Below are 15,168 nucleotides of genomic sequence, written 5' to 3' on the forward strand. Positions count from 1 at the left end.
CCGTCGCCGCCGTCCCGGGAGGACCCGTGTCCCGCACCGCCCTGCGTATCTGCCCCCTGTGCGAGGCCACCTGCGGCCTGACCCTCACCATCGAGGGGACGCGCGTCACCCACGCCCGCGGTGACCGCGACGACGTGTTCAGCCAGGGGTTCATCTGCCCCAAGGGCGCCTCCTTCGGCGCCGTCGACTCCGACCCCGACCGGCTGCGCACCCCCCTCGTGCGCAGGGACGGCGAGCTGCGCGAGGCCACCTGGGAGGAAGCCTTCGACGCGGTCGCCGCCGGCATCCGGCCCGTCGTCGAGCGGTACGGCCCGAACGCGGTCGGCGTCGTCCTCGGCAACCCCAACGTGCACACCATGGCCGGTGCCCTCTATCCGCCGGTGCTGCTCGCCGGACTCGGCACGCGCAGCGTCTTCACCGCCTCCACGGTCGACCAGATGCCCAAGCACGTCTCCAGCGGACTGCTCTTCGGCGACGCCAACGCCATCCCGGTGCCCGACCTGGACCGCACCGACCATCTGCTCCTCATCGGCGCCAACCCGCTGGAGTCCAACGGGAGCCTGTGCACCGCCCCCGACTTCCCGGGCAAGCTCAAGGCCCTCAAGGCCCGGGGCGGCACCCTCGTGGTGATCGACCCGCGGCGCACCCGCACCGCCAAGCTCGCCGACCGGCACGTCGCCGTCCGGCCCGGCACCGACGCGCTGCTGCTGGCGGCGATGGCCCGGGTGCTCTTCGACGAGGGCCTGGCCGAGCCGGTGCCGCACGTGCGGGGCCTCGAGGAACTGTCCGAGGCACTGCGGGAGTTCACCCCCGAGGCCGTCGCCGGGGCCTGTGACGTCGAGGCCGGCGTCATCCGCGCCCTCGCCCGTGACCTCGCCGCCGCCCCCACCGCCGCCGTCTACGGCCGTATCGGCAGCTGCACCGTCCCGCACGGCACGCTCGCCAGCTGGCTCGTCGACGTGCTGAACATCCTCACCGGCAACCTCGACCGGCCCGGCGGCGCACTCTTCCCGCAGGCCGCCACCGACAAGACCCCGCGCCCCGCCGGACCCGGCCGCGGCTTCGCCCTCGGGCGCTGGCACTCCCGGGTGAGCCGGCACCCCGAGGCGAAGGGCGAACTGCCCCTCTCGGCCCTCGCGGAGGAGATCGACACGGCCACCGACGAGGGCGAGCCCGTGCGCGCGGTCATCGCCGTGGCCGCCAATCCCGTGCTGTCCGCCCCCGACGGCGACCGGCTCGACAAGGCGCTCGGCTCGCTCGACTTCATGGTCAGCGTCGACCCGTACCTCAACGAGACCTCGCGCCACGCCCATGTCGTCCTGCCCCCGCCCCCGCCCTCCCAGAGCCCGCACCACGACTTCGCCTTCAACGCCCTCGCCGTACGCAACCAGGTCCGCTACACCCGCCCCGCGATCCCGCTGGAGCCGGGCCGCATGGCGGAGACGGAGGTCCTGGCCCGGCTGATCCTCGCCGTGACCGGCATGCGGGGAGCCGATCCCGCCGCCGTCGACCAGATGGTCATCGACCAGACGCTCGGCAAGGCGGTCAAGGAACCGCACTCGCCCGTGCACGGCCGCGACCCCCGCGAGCTCGCCGCGCGGCTCACCGGCGACACCGGCCCCGAGCGCCGGCTGGACATGATGCTGCGCCTCGGCCCCTACGGCGACGGCTTCGGCGTACGACCGGACGGACTGAGCCTGGAGAAGCTGCTCGCCCATCCGCACGGCATCGACCTCGGCCCGCTCCGGCCCCGCCTGCCGCAGCCGCTGAAGACCCTCAGCGGCACGGTGGAGCTGCTGCCCGGCCCGATCGCGGACGACCTGCCCCGCCTGCGCGCGGCCCTGGCCGAACGCCCCGACGGGCTCGTCCTGGTCGGCCGCCGCCACCTCCGCTCCAACAACAGCTGGATGCACAACGTGCCCGCCCTCACCGGCGGTTCCAACCGCTGCACCCTGCACATCCACCCCGAGGACGCCGAACGGCTGGGCGTCGTGGACGGTGCACCGGTGCGCGTGAAGGGCGCCGGGGGAGCGGTGACCGCCCCCGCCGAGGTCACCGACGGTGTGCGCCGGGGTGTGGTGAGCCTGCCGCACGGCTGGGGCCACGATCGCCCCGGTACCCGCCTCGGCCATGCCGCGAAGGACCCCGGCGTCAACGTCAACCAGCTCCTCGACGGCCGTCTGCTCGACCCCCTGTCGGGCAACGCGGTTCTCAACGGGGTGCCGGTCGAGGTGGCCCCCGAGACGGTCCAGGGGGCCGGCGCCGAGCCCGAAAAGCGCACCGCTCTGACCTGAGCAAAGCTGTGACCAGCAGTTTTGCGCTTATTGCTCGCAGGTCAACGTCTTGTTAACGCTGCTTGACGGGACCTAACGTCTCGGACACCGCCGGCCCTGGTGGGATGTTCAAGGGCGAACGTTAGGTATCCACTCATGCTGACCATCCTCGGCTTCGCCATGATCGCGACCTTCCTGGTCCTGATCATGATGAAGAAGATGTCGCCGATCGCGGCGCTCGTGCTGATTCCCGCGCTGTTCTGCGTGTTCGTCGGCAAGGGCGCCGAGCTCGGCGACTACGTTCTCGACGGCGTGACCGACCTCGCCCCCACCGCGGCGATGCTCATGTTCGCGATCGTCTACTTCGGTGTGATGATCGATGTCGGTCTCTTCGACCCGATCGTCCGCGGCATCCTCAAATTCTGCAAAGCGGACCCGATGCGGATCGTCGTGGGCACGGCTCTGCTCGCCGCGATCGTGTCGCTGGACGGCGACGGCTCCACCACCTTCATGATCACCGTCTCGGCGATGTACCCGCTGTACAAGCGCCTGAAGATGAGCCTCGTCGTGATGACCGGCGTCGCCGCCATGGCCAACGGCGTGATGAACACCCTCCCCTGGGGCGGCCCGACCGCCCGTGCCGCGACCGCGCTCAAGCTCGACGCCAGCGACATCTTCGTCCCGATGATCCCGGCGCTCCTGGTGGGCCTGCTCTTCATCTTCGTCCTCTCCTACGTCCTCGGTGTGCGCGAGCGCAGGCGGCTGGGTGTGCTGACGCTGGACGACGTGCTGGAGGAGGAGAAGGAGGCCGAGACGGTCCTGGTGGGCGCCGGCGGCTCCGGCGACGGCGAGATCTCCATGCACAAGGGCGGCAGCAGCGCCGGCACAGGCGTCACGGGTGGCGCCGGCACGGACGCCCCCGAGGCCGCCGGGGGCTCCGGAGGTTCCGGGGACTCCTCGGACTCCGGGGACGACGGCAGTTTCCAGGGCCTCGACCCGAACCGGGCCACCCTGCGCCCCAAGCTCTACTGGTTCAACGCGCTGCTCACGGTCGGCCTGCTCACCGCCATGATCATGGAGTTGCTGCCGATCCCGGTGCTGTTCCTGCTCGGCGCCGCGCTCGTCCTCTCCGTGAACTTCCCGCACATCCCCGACCAGAAGGCCCGCCTGGCCGCCCACGCCGACAACGTCCTGAACGTCTCCGGCATGGTCTTCGCCGCCGCCGTCTTCACCGGCGTCCTCCAGGGCACCGGCATGGTCGACCACATGGCCAAGTGGATGGTGGACGTCATCCCCGGCAGCATGGGCCCGCACATGGCCCTGGTCACCGGCGTCCTCAGTCTGCCGCTCACCTACTTCATGTCGAACGACGGCTTCTACTTCGGCGTCCTGCCCATCCTCGCCGAGGCGGGAGCCGCGCACGGGGTCTCCCCGCTGGAGATGGCCCGCGCCTCCCTGGTCGGCCAGCCGCTGCACATGTCCAGCCCGCTCGTCCCGGCCGTGTACGTCCTGGTCGGCATGGCGAGGGTGGAGTTCGGCGACCACACGAAGTTCGTCGTGAAGTGGGCCGCCCTCACCTGTCTCGTCATCCTCGGGGCGGGCATGCTGTTCGGCATCATCTGACCGTTCGTCCGATCCAGCCGTGGAGGACATCGTGAGGCCCGGTGGGAACCGCGGCTGGCTGCTCCGCCTCGTCATCGCCTTCAGCTTCGCGCAGGGGGCGGTGTCGATGGCCCGGCCCGCCGTCTCCTACCGGGCCCTCGCGCTGGGCGCGGACGAGCGGGCGGTCGGTCTGATCGCCGGTGTGTACGCGCTGCTGCCGCTGTTCGCGGCCGTCCCCCTGGGTCGCCGTACGGATCACGGCCGCTGCGCGCCCCTGCTGCCCTTCGGGGTGGTCCTCATCTCCGGCGGCTGCGCGCTCAGCGGCGTCGCGGACTCCCTGGGGGCGATGGCCCTGTGGAGCGGGGTGATGGGCCTCGGCCACCTGTGCTTCGTCATCGGCGCCCAGTCCCTCGTCGCCCGCCAGTCCGCGCCGCACGAACAGGACCGCAACTTCGGCCACTTCACCATCGGCGCCGCGCTCGGCCAACTGGTCGGCCCCGTCGCCGCGGGCGCGCTGATCGGCGGCGAGGACATGGCGGGCACCAGCGCGCTCGCCCTGATCGTGGCGGGCGGGACCGCGGCCGTGGCGTTCACCTCGCTGTGGCGCACGGAACACCGCCGTATGACGTCCGCCTCCCGTGCGGACAAGGGCGACCGGGTCCCGGTCCGGCGCATCCTGCGCACCCGGGGCGTGCCGGCCGGCATCCTCATCAGCCTCGCCGTGCTGTCCGCGACCGACATCCTCACCGCCTATCTGCCGGTGGTCGGCGAGCACCGGGGCATCGCGCCCTCCGTGATCGGCGTCCTGCTGAGTCTGCGAGCGGCGGCGACGATCGCCTGCCGTCTGGTGCTGACGCCCCTGCTGCGGCTGCTCGGCAGGACCGTGCTGCTCACCGTGACCTGTCTGCTGGCGGCCCTGCTGTGCGCGGGCATCGCGCTGCCGGTGCCGGTGTGGGCGCTCGGAGTGCTCCTGGTCGCGGTCGGGTTCTGTCTCGGTGTCGGGCAGCCGCTGTCCATGACGACGGTCGTCCAGGCCGCTCCCGACGACGCCCGCTCCACGGCCCTCGCCCTGCGCCTGACCGGCAACCGGCTCGGCCAGGTCGCCGCGCCCGCCGCGGCCGGACTGATCGCCGGAGTCGCGGGCGTGGCGGCGCCGTTCGTGATGCTCGGGGTGCTGCTCCTGATGTCCGCCGGGGTCGCCGTGCGGTCTCCGAGGGAGCCGGGGGAGTTGGGGGAGCCGGGGGAGGCGGGGGAGGCGGGCGGAGAGGAAGCCCGGAGGGTGCCGCGGGCCCGCTGGTGCGGGGTGGCGCTGCGCCGGAAGAGCGGTTCCTGACGCGTCGCAGGGCGGGGCTGCCATCCTTTCGACGGGACGGTGACAGGGCATCCGCTGGCCCGGGCGGCCGCCGGCCGTGGCCGAATCAGGCCGTCCGCCTTCTCACCAGCTGCACCTGGAGGCCCCGCGTCCCCGCCCCGGCCGCCCCGTCCGGCGGCGCCGCCGCGAGGGCTCGGTCCTCACCCGGCTGCGGGAGCGGACCGGAGCCGGCCGGGCGGGACCCGTCGTGGCCCTGGACCACCCGGGGACGCCGAGCCCCGCCCCGCGGCGGCCGACCCCCGCGGGCCCGGCGACCTCATCGTCCGCACCACCCCGGACCTGGCCCTCCGCCACGGCATGCAGGTGCCGCTCCTGGTCGACCTCGCCCATCTGTTCGTCTTCGACCAGCACGGCGACCGCATCTGCCCGCACCCGGCGCGTCTGCCCGACCTGGAGGAGTGAGGAGCCGCACACCCGGACGGGGCCGGCCCCGTGCTGAGATGACCCGGGAACCCGGGACGTCTGGCGCCGGAAAACTATCGCCGCTAGTTTATGTGCCGGACGACGACGCCCCGCCCCGGAGGAAGCACGATGAAGGCACACGACGGCATGTACATCCAGGGCGCCTGGCGCCCCGCCGCCGGCCAGGACGTGATCGAGGTCGTGAACCCGGTCGACGAGCAGGTCATCGGCACGGTCCCGGCCGGCACCGCAGTGGACGTCGACACCGCGGTACGGGCCGCACGCGCCGCGTTGCCGGAGTGGGCCGCGACCCCGCCCGCCGAGCGCGCGGCCCGTCTGGCGGCCCTGCGGGACGTGCTCGTGGCCCGGGCGGACGAGATCGCCGAGACCGTGACGGCGGAACTCGGCTCGCCCCTGAAGTTCTCGCAGGCCGTCCACGCGGCCGTGCCGATCGCGGTCGCGGGCTCCTACGCCGAGCTCGCGGCCACGTACGCCTTCGAGGAGAAGACCGGCAACTCGGTCGTCCACCACGAGCCGGTCGGCGTCGTGGCCGCGATCACACCCTGGAACTACCCGCTGCACCAGATCGTCGCCAAGGTCGCACCGGCCCTCGCGGCGGGCTGCACGGTGGTCGTGAAGCCCGCCGAGGACACCCCGCTGGTGGCGCGCCTCTTCGCCGACGCAGTGCACGAGGCCGGTCTCCCGGCGGGCGTCTTCAACCTGGTCACCGGCCTCGGCCCGGTCGCCGGCCAGGCCCTCGCCGAGCACCCCGCCGTCGACCTGCTCTCCTTCACCGGCTCCACCGCCGTCGGCCGCCGGATCGCCGCGATCGCCGCCAGCCAGGTCAAGAAGGTCGCCCTCGAACTCGGCGGCAAGTCCGCCAACGTCATCCTCCCGACCGCCGACCTCGCCAAGGCGGTCAACGTCGGCGTCGCCAACGTCATGTCCAACTCCGGTCAGACGTGCAGCGCCTGGACGCGGATGCTGGTCCACCGCGATCAGTACGACGAGGCGGTGGAGCTCGCCGCGACGGCCGCCGCCAAGTACGGCGACCGCATCGGCCCGGTCGTCAACGCGGGGCAGCAGGCCCGGGTGCGCGGCTACATCGAGAAGGGCGTCGCGGAAGGCGCCCGCCTGGTCGCCGGCGGGCCCGAAGCCCGGCGCGAGACGGGCTACTTCGTCAGTCCGACCGTCTTCGCCGATGTCACCGAGGACATGGCCATCGCGCAGGAGGAGATCTTCGGCCCGGTCCTGTCGATCCTCAGGTACGAGGACGAGGAGGACGCCCTGCGCATCGCCAACGGCACGGTCTACGGGCTGGCCGGCGCCGTCTGGGCCGGGGACGAGGCCGAGGCGGTGGCGTTCGCGCGGCGGATGGAGACCGGCCAGGTCGACATCAACGGCGGCCGGTTCAACCCGCTCGCTCCCTTCGGCGGCTACAAGCAGTCGGGCGTGGGCCGCGAACTCGGCGTGCACGGCCTGGCCGAGTACCTCCAGACCAAGTCCCTCCAGTTCTAGTCAGGGGAGTCCCTTCCGCCATGGCTGTTCGCGCCGCCGTCCTGCCCGCCGTGGGCTCCCCGCTGGAGATCACCGGCATCGACCTGCCCGACCCCGGACCGGGCCAGGTCCGCGTCCGGCTCGCCGCCGCCGGGGTCTGCCACTCCGACCTGTCCCTGTCCAACGGCACCATGCGCGTGCCCGTCCCCGCCGTCCTCGGCCACGAGGGCGCCGGCACGGTCGTCTCCGTCGGTGAGGGGGTCACCCACGTCGCGCCCGGCGACGGGGTCGTCCTCAACTGGGCCCCGTCCTGCGGCGCCTGCCACGCCTGCTCGCTCGGCGAGGTCTGGCTGTGCGCCAACGCCCTGAACGGCGCCGCCGACGTCTACGCCCGCACCACCGAGGGCACCGCCCTCCACCCCGGGCTGAACGTCGCGGCGTTCGCCGAGGAGACGGTCGTCTCCGCCTCCTGTGTCCTGCCCGCCCCGGACGGCGTCCCGCTCGCCGACGCGGCCCTCCTCGGCTGCGCGGTCCTCACCGGCTACGGCGCCGTCCACCACTCGGCCCGGGTCCGGCAGGGCGAGACGGTCGCGGTGTTCGGCGTCGGGGGAGTGGGCCTCGCGGCCCTGCAGGCGGCCCGGATCGCGGGCGCCTCGAAGATCGTCGCGGTGGACGTGTCCGCGGAGAAGGAGGAGCTGGCCCGGGCGGCCGGCGCCACCGACTACGTCATCGCCTCCGAGAACACCGCCCGCGAGATCCGCGCCCTCACCGGCAAGCAGGGCGTTGACGTGGCCGTCGAGTGCGCCGGCCGCGCGATCACCATCCGCACGGCCTGGGACTCCACCCGCCGCGGCGGCCGCACCACGGTCGTCGGCATCGGCGGCAAGGACCAGCAGGTCACCTTCAACGCCCTGGAGATCTTCCACTGGGGCCGAACCCTCTCCGGCTGCGTCTACGGCAACTCCGACCCGGCGCGGGACCTTCCGGCCCTGGCCGGACACGTCCGGGCGGGCCGCCTCGACCTGAGCGCCCTGGTGACGGAACGCATCTCCCTCGACGGCATCCCGGCGGCCTTCGAGAACATGCTGGCGGGCAAGGGCGGCCGCGCACTGGTCGTGTTCTAGTGCCGCGACGGGGCGAACGTCGCCTGTCGCGGCGTTAGCCCAGGCGCAGCCCCACTCCTCCCGCACCCCGGCCTCCCCGCGAGGCCGGGGTCTCGGGCATGCCCGGACCCGCACTGAGTGCCACGTACAGGCAAAAGTCCTCGTGCACGACCCGTTGACGGCCATACCGTCCGGTCAGTATGTTCCCCGGAACCCGAGCCACCCCCCGGTTCAGTCCCCGCACCCCCGGAGCGTGTGCACCGCATGGACACGGCACCTTCCGCTCAGCCCGCCACCACCACGCCAGCCGTCGGCAACCGCCGCCGGGTGGCCACCGCCGCGGCGCTCGCCTCGGCCGTCGAGTGGTACGACTACTTCGTCTTCGGCATCGCCGCCGCCCTCGTCCTCGGCGATCTCTACTTCCCCGCCGGCAGCGCCACCGCGGGCGTCCTCGCCTCGTTCGCCACCTTCGCCGTCGGCTTCCTCGCCCGCCCCATCGGCGGCATCGTCGCCGGCCACCTCGGCGACAAGCGCGGCCGCAAGCCGATGCTGGTGCTCGCCCTCACTCTCATGGGCGTGGCCACCACCGGCATCGGCCTGCTGCCGACGTACGACACGATCGGCGTCGCCGCCCCGATCCTGCTGGTCCTGCTCAGGATCGCCCAGGGCGTCGCCGTCGGCGCCCAGTGGGGCGGCGCGATGCTCCTGGCCACCGAGTACGCCCCGGAGGGCAAGCGCGGCGTCTACGGCAGCGTCGTCCAGCTCGGCGTCCCCATCGGCGTGGTCACCGCCAACACCGTCTTCCTGGCGGCCGGCGCGCTCACCACCGACTCGGCGTTCGCCGCCTGGGGCTGGCGCGTGCCGTTCCTGGTCGGCCTGCTCGTCCTCGGCCTCGCCTGGTACATCCACACCCGCGTCGAAGAGACCCCGGCGTTCCGGGAGGCCGAACGGGCGCTCGCCGAGAAGGAGAAGTCCGAGCAGAGCTCGCCGCTGCGCACCATCCTGCGCGGCCACCTCGGCACGGTGCTCCTGGCCGGCGGCTCCTTCGCCGTGAACACCGCGACCTTCTATATCCTCATCACCGGCGTCCTGGACTACACGACCCGCGAGCTGGGCATGGCCAAGGGCCCGGTGCTCATGGTCTCGCTCTGCGTCAGCCTCACCCAGCTCGTGCTGATCCCGGCCGCCGCCGCGCTCTCCGACCGCGTCGGCCGCATCCGGATCTACGCCTTCGGCGCGGCCGGCATCGCCCTGTGGGCCGTACCGCTGTTCCTGCTGATCGACACCGGCTCGCTGCTGTGGCTCGCGGTCGGCACCTTCGTCGCCAGCTGCTTCCTGAGTATCATGTACGGCCCCCAGGCCGCCCTGTTCGCCGAGCTGTTCACGCCCGAGATGCGCTACACCGGCGCCTCCCTCGGCTACCAGATCGCGGCCGTCGCCGGCGGCGGGCTCGCCCCCTTCGTCATGGTGCTGCTGCTGGAGGCCACAGGCACCTCGATGGCGGTGTCCGGCTACATCATCGCGCTCTCGGTGATCGCCCTGGTGTCGATCAAGGTGCTCGCGGACCGGGCGCGTTCGGCGGAGCCGGAGGCCACGCCCGAGGCCGAGGCGGACGCCGAACCGGCGGGCTGAGTCCGGCTCAGCGGGCCGAGTCCGGCGTCCGCCCGGGCCGGGGATCCGGAACCGCTCCCGGATCCCCGGCCCCGGTGATGGCCCCGGTCCCGGCCGCCGGCCGCGCCCGGGACCGGGAGACCGCCACGCCCGCCAGGCACAGCACACCGCCGATCAGCGTGAGAACCCCTGGCACCTCGCCGAGGAACAGCCAGGACATCAGGACGACCAGCGCGGGCGCCGCGTACGTCGTCGCGCCCATCCGGCTCGCGGTCGTCCGGGACAGCGCGTACGCCCACGTGGTGAAGGCCAGGGCGGTCGGGAAGACGCCCAGGTAGACCATGTTGAGCGTCGCTGAGGCCGGCGCGGCGGCGGCCTCCCGGACGAGCTGCCCCGCGAACGGCAGGCACACCACCGCGCCGACCAGGCAGCCGAACGTCGTCACTTGCAACGGGCTCGCCGTGCCGAGCGCCGGCTTCTGCGCCACGACACCACCGGCGTACGCGACCGCCGCCAGCAGGCACAGCACCACACCCAGCACCGAGGAGCCGCCCTCGCCGGACATCGACAATCCGACGGTCACCGCGCCGGCGAACGACACCGCCATTCCCGCCAGCAGCCGCGGCGGCATCGGGTCACCGAGCAGCCGGGCCCCGAGCAGCGCGATCAGGATCGGGCCGGTGTTCACGACCAGGGCGGCCGTACCCGCGTCGACCTGCTGCTCGCCCCAGTTGAGGGCGATCATGTAGAAGCCGAACCAGAGCAGGCCGGATATCGCGATCCCGCGCCAGGCCGGGCGCGGCGGCCAGGTCTCCCGCCGCAGCAGGCAGATCACCCCCAGCGTCAGCGCCCCCGCCAGCAGCCGCCCGAGCGCCAGCGCGCCCGGCGAGTACGCGTCGCCCGCGCTGCGGATCGAGACGAAGGCGGACGCCCACAGGACGACGGTGACCGCTGCCGCACCGGCGGCCAGCAGCTCACCCCGGCGGGCGGGACGGGACGAGGAGTGGTTCATCATGCTCCTGAGGCTGGGAGGGGAGGCCTTGCGGACACTCGCGGATGTCGGACGGGACGCGCCGCCCCGCGGACGGGGTCAGCGCAGTGCTGTCGCCTCCACGCCCAGGAGGGCGAAGAGGTCCCGCTCACCGGCCGCCGTCACCTTCACGGCCCGCTCGGAGCCGACGCGTACGCACCACCCCGTCTCCAGGGCGTGCCGGCACAGGGCCGCGCCCGCGACGCCCGCGAGATGGGGCCGGCGTTCGGTCCAGTCGAGACAGGCACGGGCCAGGGGGCGCCGGCCACGCCGGTCGAGGCCGATGCCGGCCGACTCGAACCACGCCAGCCCGGCGTCGGTGAGCGCGAACCCGGTCTCCTGCTGCAGCAGCCCGCGCGCGGTCAGCGCGTCCGTGACCGCGATGCCGAGCCGCCCGGCCAGATGGTCGTAGCAGGTGCGGCCCCGGGCCATCGCCGAACCGGCGCTCGACTCCCGCAGGTTCCGCGGCCGCGGGGCCGGACCCGGGGAGACCTGCGCGGCCAGGTCCTCCACCAGCTGCGCGACCCGCGTGCCGGCCAGCCGGACGTTTACCGGTGCCGGCCCTGCCGCTCCTCGGCGAGCAGCCCGCCCGCGACGAGCCTGCCGAGGTGCTCGCTCAGCGTCGACGCGGCGACACCCGCGTGCCGCGCCAGTTCGCTCGCGGTCCAGGCCCGCCCGTCGAGCAGCGCCAGCAGGCACGCGGCGCGGGTCTCGTCCGCGAACAGCGCGGCGAGCCGTGCCAGGGCCGTGGCCCGCGGGTCCGTCGTCGTCATGCCCTCAGCATGGAACACGGACTCTTCGGCCGTCGCCGAAGTGTCCCCGCCGGGTGCTACGCGCTCCGCCGCACCTGCTCGTACTGCCGCGCCAGCCCGTCCAGCAGGGCCGTCAGCCCGGTCTCGAAGGCACGCTCGTCGATCTTCTCCTGCTGCTCGGCGAGCAGGTGGGCCTGCTGGAGGTGGGGGTAGTCGGCCGGGTCGTAGGCGCTCGCGTCGTTCACGAAGCCCCCGGCGAAGGAGCCGAGCGCGGAGCCCATCACGAAGTACCGCATCAGCGCGCCGATGGAGGTGGCCTGTGCCGGCGGCCAGCCCGCGTCGACCATCGCGCCGTAGACGGCGTCCGCGAGGCGCAGGCCCGCCGGGCGGCGGCCGGGGCCGCTGGCCAGTACCGGGACGATGTTCGGGTGGTCGCGCAGCGCGGCCCGGTAGGAGACGGCCCAGTCGTGCAGCGCGGTCCGCCAGTCCCGGCCGTCCTGGAACATGGACAGGTCCACCTGGCCGCTCACCGAGTCGGCGACCGCCTCCAGGATCTCGTCCTTGGTGCGGAAGTGGTTGTAGAGCGAGGGCCCGCTGACCCCCAGTTCGGCGGCGAGCCGCCGCGTGGAGACGGCCGCGAGGCCCTCGGCGTCCACGAGCGCGCGGGCCGTCTCGACGATCCGGTCAGTGCTGAGCAGGGGCTTGCGCGGTCGGGCCATGGCGCACATAGTAGGGGTGGACACAAAACTAGCAGTGCTAATTTAAATGTACGGCTTTCAAATGGGGTGACTCGTGGTGAATCTGGAGCTCAGCGAGGAGCAGAGCGCGGTACGGCGGCTCGCGCGGGACTTCGTGGAGCGGGAGATCACCCCGAACGTCGTCGAGTGGGACCGCGCCGAGGAGGTCGACCGCGCGATCGTCAAGAAACTCGGGGAGGTCGGCTTCCTGGGGCTGACGATCGACGAGGAGTACGGCGGCTCCGGCGGTGACCACCTCGCGTACTGCCTGGTCACGGAGGAGCTCGGCCGGGGCGACTCGTCCGTGCGCGGCATCGTCTCCGTCTCGCTGGGGCTCGTCGCCAAGACCGTCGCCGCCTGGGGGAGCGAGGAGCAGAAGCGGCGCTGGCTGCCGGGGCTGACGTCCGGCGAGTCGGTCGGCTGCTTCGGCCTGACCGAGCCCGGCACCGGATCGGACGCGGGCAACCTCACGACCCGGGCCGTACGCGACGGCGGTGACTACGTCATCAACGGCACCAAGACGTTCATCACCAACGGCACCTGGGCCGATGTCGTCCTCCTATTCGCCCGCTCCACGGACGCCCCTGGCCACAAGGGCGTCTCCGCCTTCCTCGTCCCGGCCGACACGCCCGGCCTGACCCGCCGCGCCATCCACGGCAAGCTCGGACTGCGCGGCCAGGCCACCGCCGAACTCGCCCTGGAGGACGTGCGCGTACCGGCCTCCGCGATGCTCGGGGAGGAGGGCAAGGGGTTCTCCGTCGCGATGTCCGCCCTCGCCAAGGGCCGGATGTCCGTTGCGGCCGGGTGCGTCGGGATAGCCCAGGCGGCGCTGGACGCGGCGGTGCGGTACGCGGGCGAGCGCGAGCAGTTCGGCAGGACCATCGCCCACCACCAGCTCATCCAGGAGCTGATCAGCGACATCGCCCTGGACGTCGACGCCGCCCGGCTGCTTACCTGGCGGGTCGCCGATCTGGTCGACCGGGGGCAGCCGTTCGCCGTCGAGTCGTCCAAGGCCAAGCTGTTCGCCTCGGAGGCGGCCGTCCGCGCCGCGAACAACGCCCTGCAGGTCTTCGGCGGGTACGGCTACATCGACGAGTACCCGGCGGGCAAGCTGCTTCGGGACGCCCGCGTGATGACCCTCTACGAGGGCACGAGCCAGATCCAGAAGCTGGTCATCGGGCGGGCGCTGACGGGGGTCTCGGCGTTCTGAGTACGCGCCTGAGTACTTCGGCGGATGTGGCGCGGGCCGCGTCCGCCGGAAACTTGCCCCATGAGTGAGACACCGGGCAGCAAGCAGCAGAACACGGCCGCCTTCTACGGCCAGGCCGTCGCCTCCTTCTCCGTCGCCATGGCGGCCACCGCGGTCGGCATCTACCAGCTGAGCGCCGACGCCTGGGTGCGGGGCTTCCTCGCCATCGCAGTCCTGTACCTGGTCACCTCCTCCTTCACCCTCGCCAAGGTGATCCGGGACCGGCAGGAGGGGGCGGCGGCGCCCTCGTACGGCCCCTTCGAGAAGCACTGACCGGCCGGAGTGCGCGGTCGCGCCGACGCTCGCGCCTGCCGGCCGGACTAAGCGACCGCTCACCTTCGGCGGTATGGTGTTGTCCCTGTCAGTGGAGAGGGGCGAGTGATGAGTACGGCGGAGGAGACGGCCGGCGGCGAGGCGCAGGCGTGGGGCGAGGTCACGCCCGACGCGGCGCGGCGGCTGCTGATCGCCGCGGTGGAGGCCTTCGCCGAGCGTGGCTACCACGCCACGACGACCCGTGACATCGCGGGTCGCGCCGGGATGAGCCCGGCCGCGCTCTACATCCACTACAAGACCAAGGAAGAGCTGCTGCACCGCATCAGCAGGATCGGGCACGAGAAGGCCGTGGAGATCCTGCGGACGGCGTCCCGTCGCGAGGGCAGCCCGGCCGAGCGGCTCGCCGACGCGGTCAGCTCCTTCGTGCGCTGGCACGCGGGCGGCCGGACCACCGCGCGGGTCGTGCAGTACGAACTCGACTCGCTCGGGCCCGACGCCCGCGCCGAGATCCTCGCGCTGCGGCGCCAGGTCGACGCGGAGGTACGCGGGATCATCGAGGAGGGCGTGCGGTCGGGCGAGTTCGAGGTCATCGACGTGCACGGGACGACGCTGGCGGTGCTGTCGCTGTGCATCGACGTGGCCCGGTGGTTCAACGTAGACGGGCCCCGGACGCCGGAGGAGGTCGGCGCGCTGTACGCCGACCTCGTGCTGCGGATGGTCGGGGTGGCGGGCCCGGGGGCCGTGCCTCAGAAGTAGTAGCGCGAGACGGACTCGGCGACGCAGACGGGCTTGTCGCCGCCCTCGCGTTCCACGGTGAAGGCGACGGTCACCTGGACGCCGCCCGGCACGTCGTCGACGCAGGTGATCGTCGCGGTGGCGCGCAGGCGGGAGCCGACGGGGACGGGTGCGGGGAAGCGGACCTTGTTCGTGCCGTAGTTGACGCCCATCTTCACGCCCTCGACGGAGATCAGCCGGGGGCCGAAGAGAGGGAGCAGCGACAGGGTCAGATAGCCGTGCGCGATGGTGGTGCCGAAGGGGCCCGCGGCGGCCTTCTCGGGGTCGACGTGGATCCACTGGTGGTCGCCGGTGGCCTCGGCGAAGAGGTCGATCCGCTTCTGGTCGACGTCGAGCCAGTCGGTGTACCCCAGCTGTTCGCCCACCGCCGCCTTCAGGTCGTCGACGGACGTGAAGATCCTCGGCTGTGCCATGTCGTCCAGGCCTCTCGTGTACGGGGAGACTGCGTGCGCTAGGTCTAAGCGACTGCTTA

General features: G+C 72.8%; 12 protein-coding genes and 2 pseudogenes. 10 read left to right on the forward strand and 4 right to left on the reverse strand.

Annotated features, from left to right (window positions below; all coding sequences use genetic code 11):
* The first annotated feature begins 26 nt into the window (after positions 1 to 26).
* The 7 genes and pseudogenes from ACZ5TL_RS13255 to ACZ5TL_RS13285 all read left to right on the forward strand — a co-directional run bounded on the left by ACZ5TL_RS13255 (position 27) and on the right by ACZ5TL_RS13285 (position 9,881).
* A complete protein-coding gene (locus ACZ5TL_RS13255; protein ID WP_468589647.1) occupies positions 27 to 2,294 on the forward strand; it encodes a molybdopterin oxidoreductase family protein in 2,268 nt (755 codons plus the stop codon).
* 99 nt (positions 2,295 to 2,393) lie between these two features.
* On the forward strand, positions 2,394 to 3,896 hold the full coding sequence (locus tag ACZ5TL_RS13260; RefSeq protein WP_468589648.1) for a CitMHS family transporter: 1,503 nt from the start codon (positions 2,394 to 2,396) through the stop codon (positions 3,894 to 3,896).
* Between the two features lie 31 nt (positions 3,897 to 3,927).
* Positions 3,928 to 5,208 (forward strand): MFS transporter, encoded by a 1,281-nt coding sequence (locus tag ACZ5TL_RS13265; RefSeq protein WP_468590028.1) that lies wholly within the window; start codon positions 3,928 to 3,930, stop codon positions 5,206 to 5,208.
* Positions 5,209 to 5,320: 112 nt separating this feature from the next.
* Positions 5,321 to 5,649: pseudogene (locus ACZ5TL_RS13270) on the forward strand (sugar ABC transporter ATP-binding protein); the annotation flags it as partial.
* Positions 5,650 to 5,778: 129 nt separating this feature from the next.
* Positions 5,779 to 7,167 (forward strand): aldehyde dehydrogenase family protein, encoded by a 1,389-nt coding sequence (locus ACZ5TL_RS13275; RefSeq protein ID WP_468589649.1) that lies wholly within the window; start codon positions 5,779 to 5,781, stop codon positions 7,165 to 7,167.
* A gap of 20 nt (positions 7,168 to 7,187) precedes the next feature.
* Positions 7,188 to 8,270 carry a Zn-dependent alcohol dehydrogenase gene (locus ACZ5TL_RS13280; protein ID WP_468589650.1) on the forward strand — a complete coding sequence of 361 codons (1,083 nt, stop codon included), beginning with the start codon at positions 7,188 to 7,190 and terminating at the stop codon, positions 8,268 to 8,270.
* 243 nt (positions 8,271 to 8,513) lie between these two features.
* Complete coding sequence (locus ACZ5TL_RS13285) at positions 8,514 to 9,881, forward strand: MFS transporter (RefSeq protein ID WP_468589651.1); 1,368 nt, start codon at positions 8,514 to 8,516, stop codon at positions 9,879 to 9,881.
* A gap of 7 nt (positions 9,882 to 9,888) precedes the next feature.
* Here the strand turns inward: ACZ5TL_RS13285 and ACZ5TL_RS13290 are convergent, their stop codons facing one another.
* The 3 genes and pseudogenes from ACZ5TL_RS13290 to ACZ5TL_RS13300 form a co-directional block, all read right to left on the reverse strand.
* The gene (locus ACZ5TL_RS13290) at positions 9,889 to 10,875 is read right to left on the reverse strand and encodes a DMT family transporter (RefSeq protein ID WP_468589653.1); all 987 of its coding nucleotides are present in this window, start codon (positions 10,873 to 10,875) and stop codon (positions 9,889 to 9,891) included.
* 75 nt (positions 10,876 to 10,950) lie between these two features.
* Positions 10,951 to 11,663: pseudogene (locus ACZ5TL_RS13295) on the reverse strand (ArsR/SmtB family transcription factor).
* Positions 11,664 to 11,719: 56 nt separating this feature from the next.
* Positions 11,720 to 12,361 carry a TetR/AcrR family transcriptional regulator gene (locus ACZ5TL_RS13300; protein ID WP_468589654.1) on the reverse strand — a complete coding sequence of 214 codons (642 nt, stop codon included), beginning with the start codon at positions 12,359 to 12,361 and terminating at the stop codon, positions 11,720 to 11,722.
* Positions 12,362 to 12,437: 76 nt separating this feature from the next.
* Here ACZ5TL_RS13300 and ACZ5TL_RS13305 point away from each other — a divergent pair, with 76 nt between their 5' ends.
* From ACZ5TL_RS13305 to ACZ5TL_RS13315, 3 genes are all read left to right on the forward strand, one after another.
* Positions 12,438 to 13,589 carry an acyl-CoA dehydrogenase family protein gene (locus tag ACZ5TL_RS13305; RefSeq protein WP_468590029.1) on the forward strand — a complete coding sequence of 384 codons (1,152 nt, stop codon included), beginning with the start codon at positions 12,438 to 12,440 and terminating at the stop codon, positions 13,587 to 13,589.
* 60 nt (positions 13,590 to 13,649) lie between these two features.
* Complete coding sequence (locus tag ACZ5TL_RS13310) at positions 13,650 to 13,901, forward strand: YiaA/YiaB family inner membrane protein (RefSeq protein WP_468589655.1); 252 nt, start codon at positions 13,650 to 13,652, stop codon at positions 13,899 to 13,901.
* A 108-nt stretch (positions 13,902 to 14,009) separates the two neighbouring features.
* Positions 14,010 to 14,657: a TetR family transcriptional regulator gene (locus tag ACZ5TL_RS13315; RefSeq protein ID WP_468589657.1), complete on the forward strand. Its 648-nt coding sequence runs from the start codon at positions 14,010 to 14,012 to the stop codon at positions 14,655 to 14,657.
* On the opposite strand, the gene ACZ5TL_RS13320 is transcribed toward ACZ5TL_RS13315, so the two are convergent.
* Positions 14,648 to 15,109 carry a MaoC family dehydratase gene (locus ACZ5TL_RS13320; RefSeq protein WP_468589658.1) on the reverse strand — a complete coding sequence of 154 codons (462 nt, stop codon included), beginning with the start codon at positions 15,107 to 15,109 and terminating at the stop codon, positions 14,648 to 14,650. The genes ACZ5TL_RS13315 and ACZ5TL_RS13320 overlap by 10 nt on opposite strands.
* Positions 15,110 to 15,168: the final 59 nt, after the last annotated feature.

It is taken from the genome of Streptomyces sp. NPDC033136 (assembly GCF_055578235.1).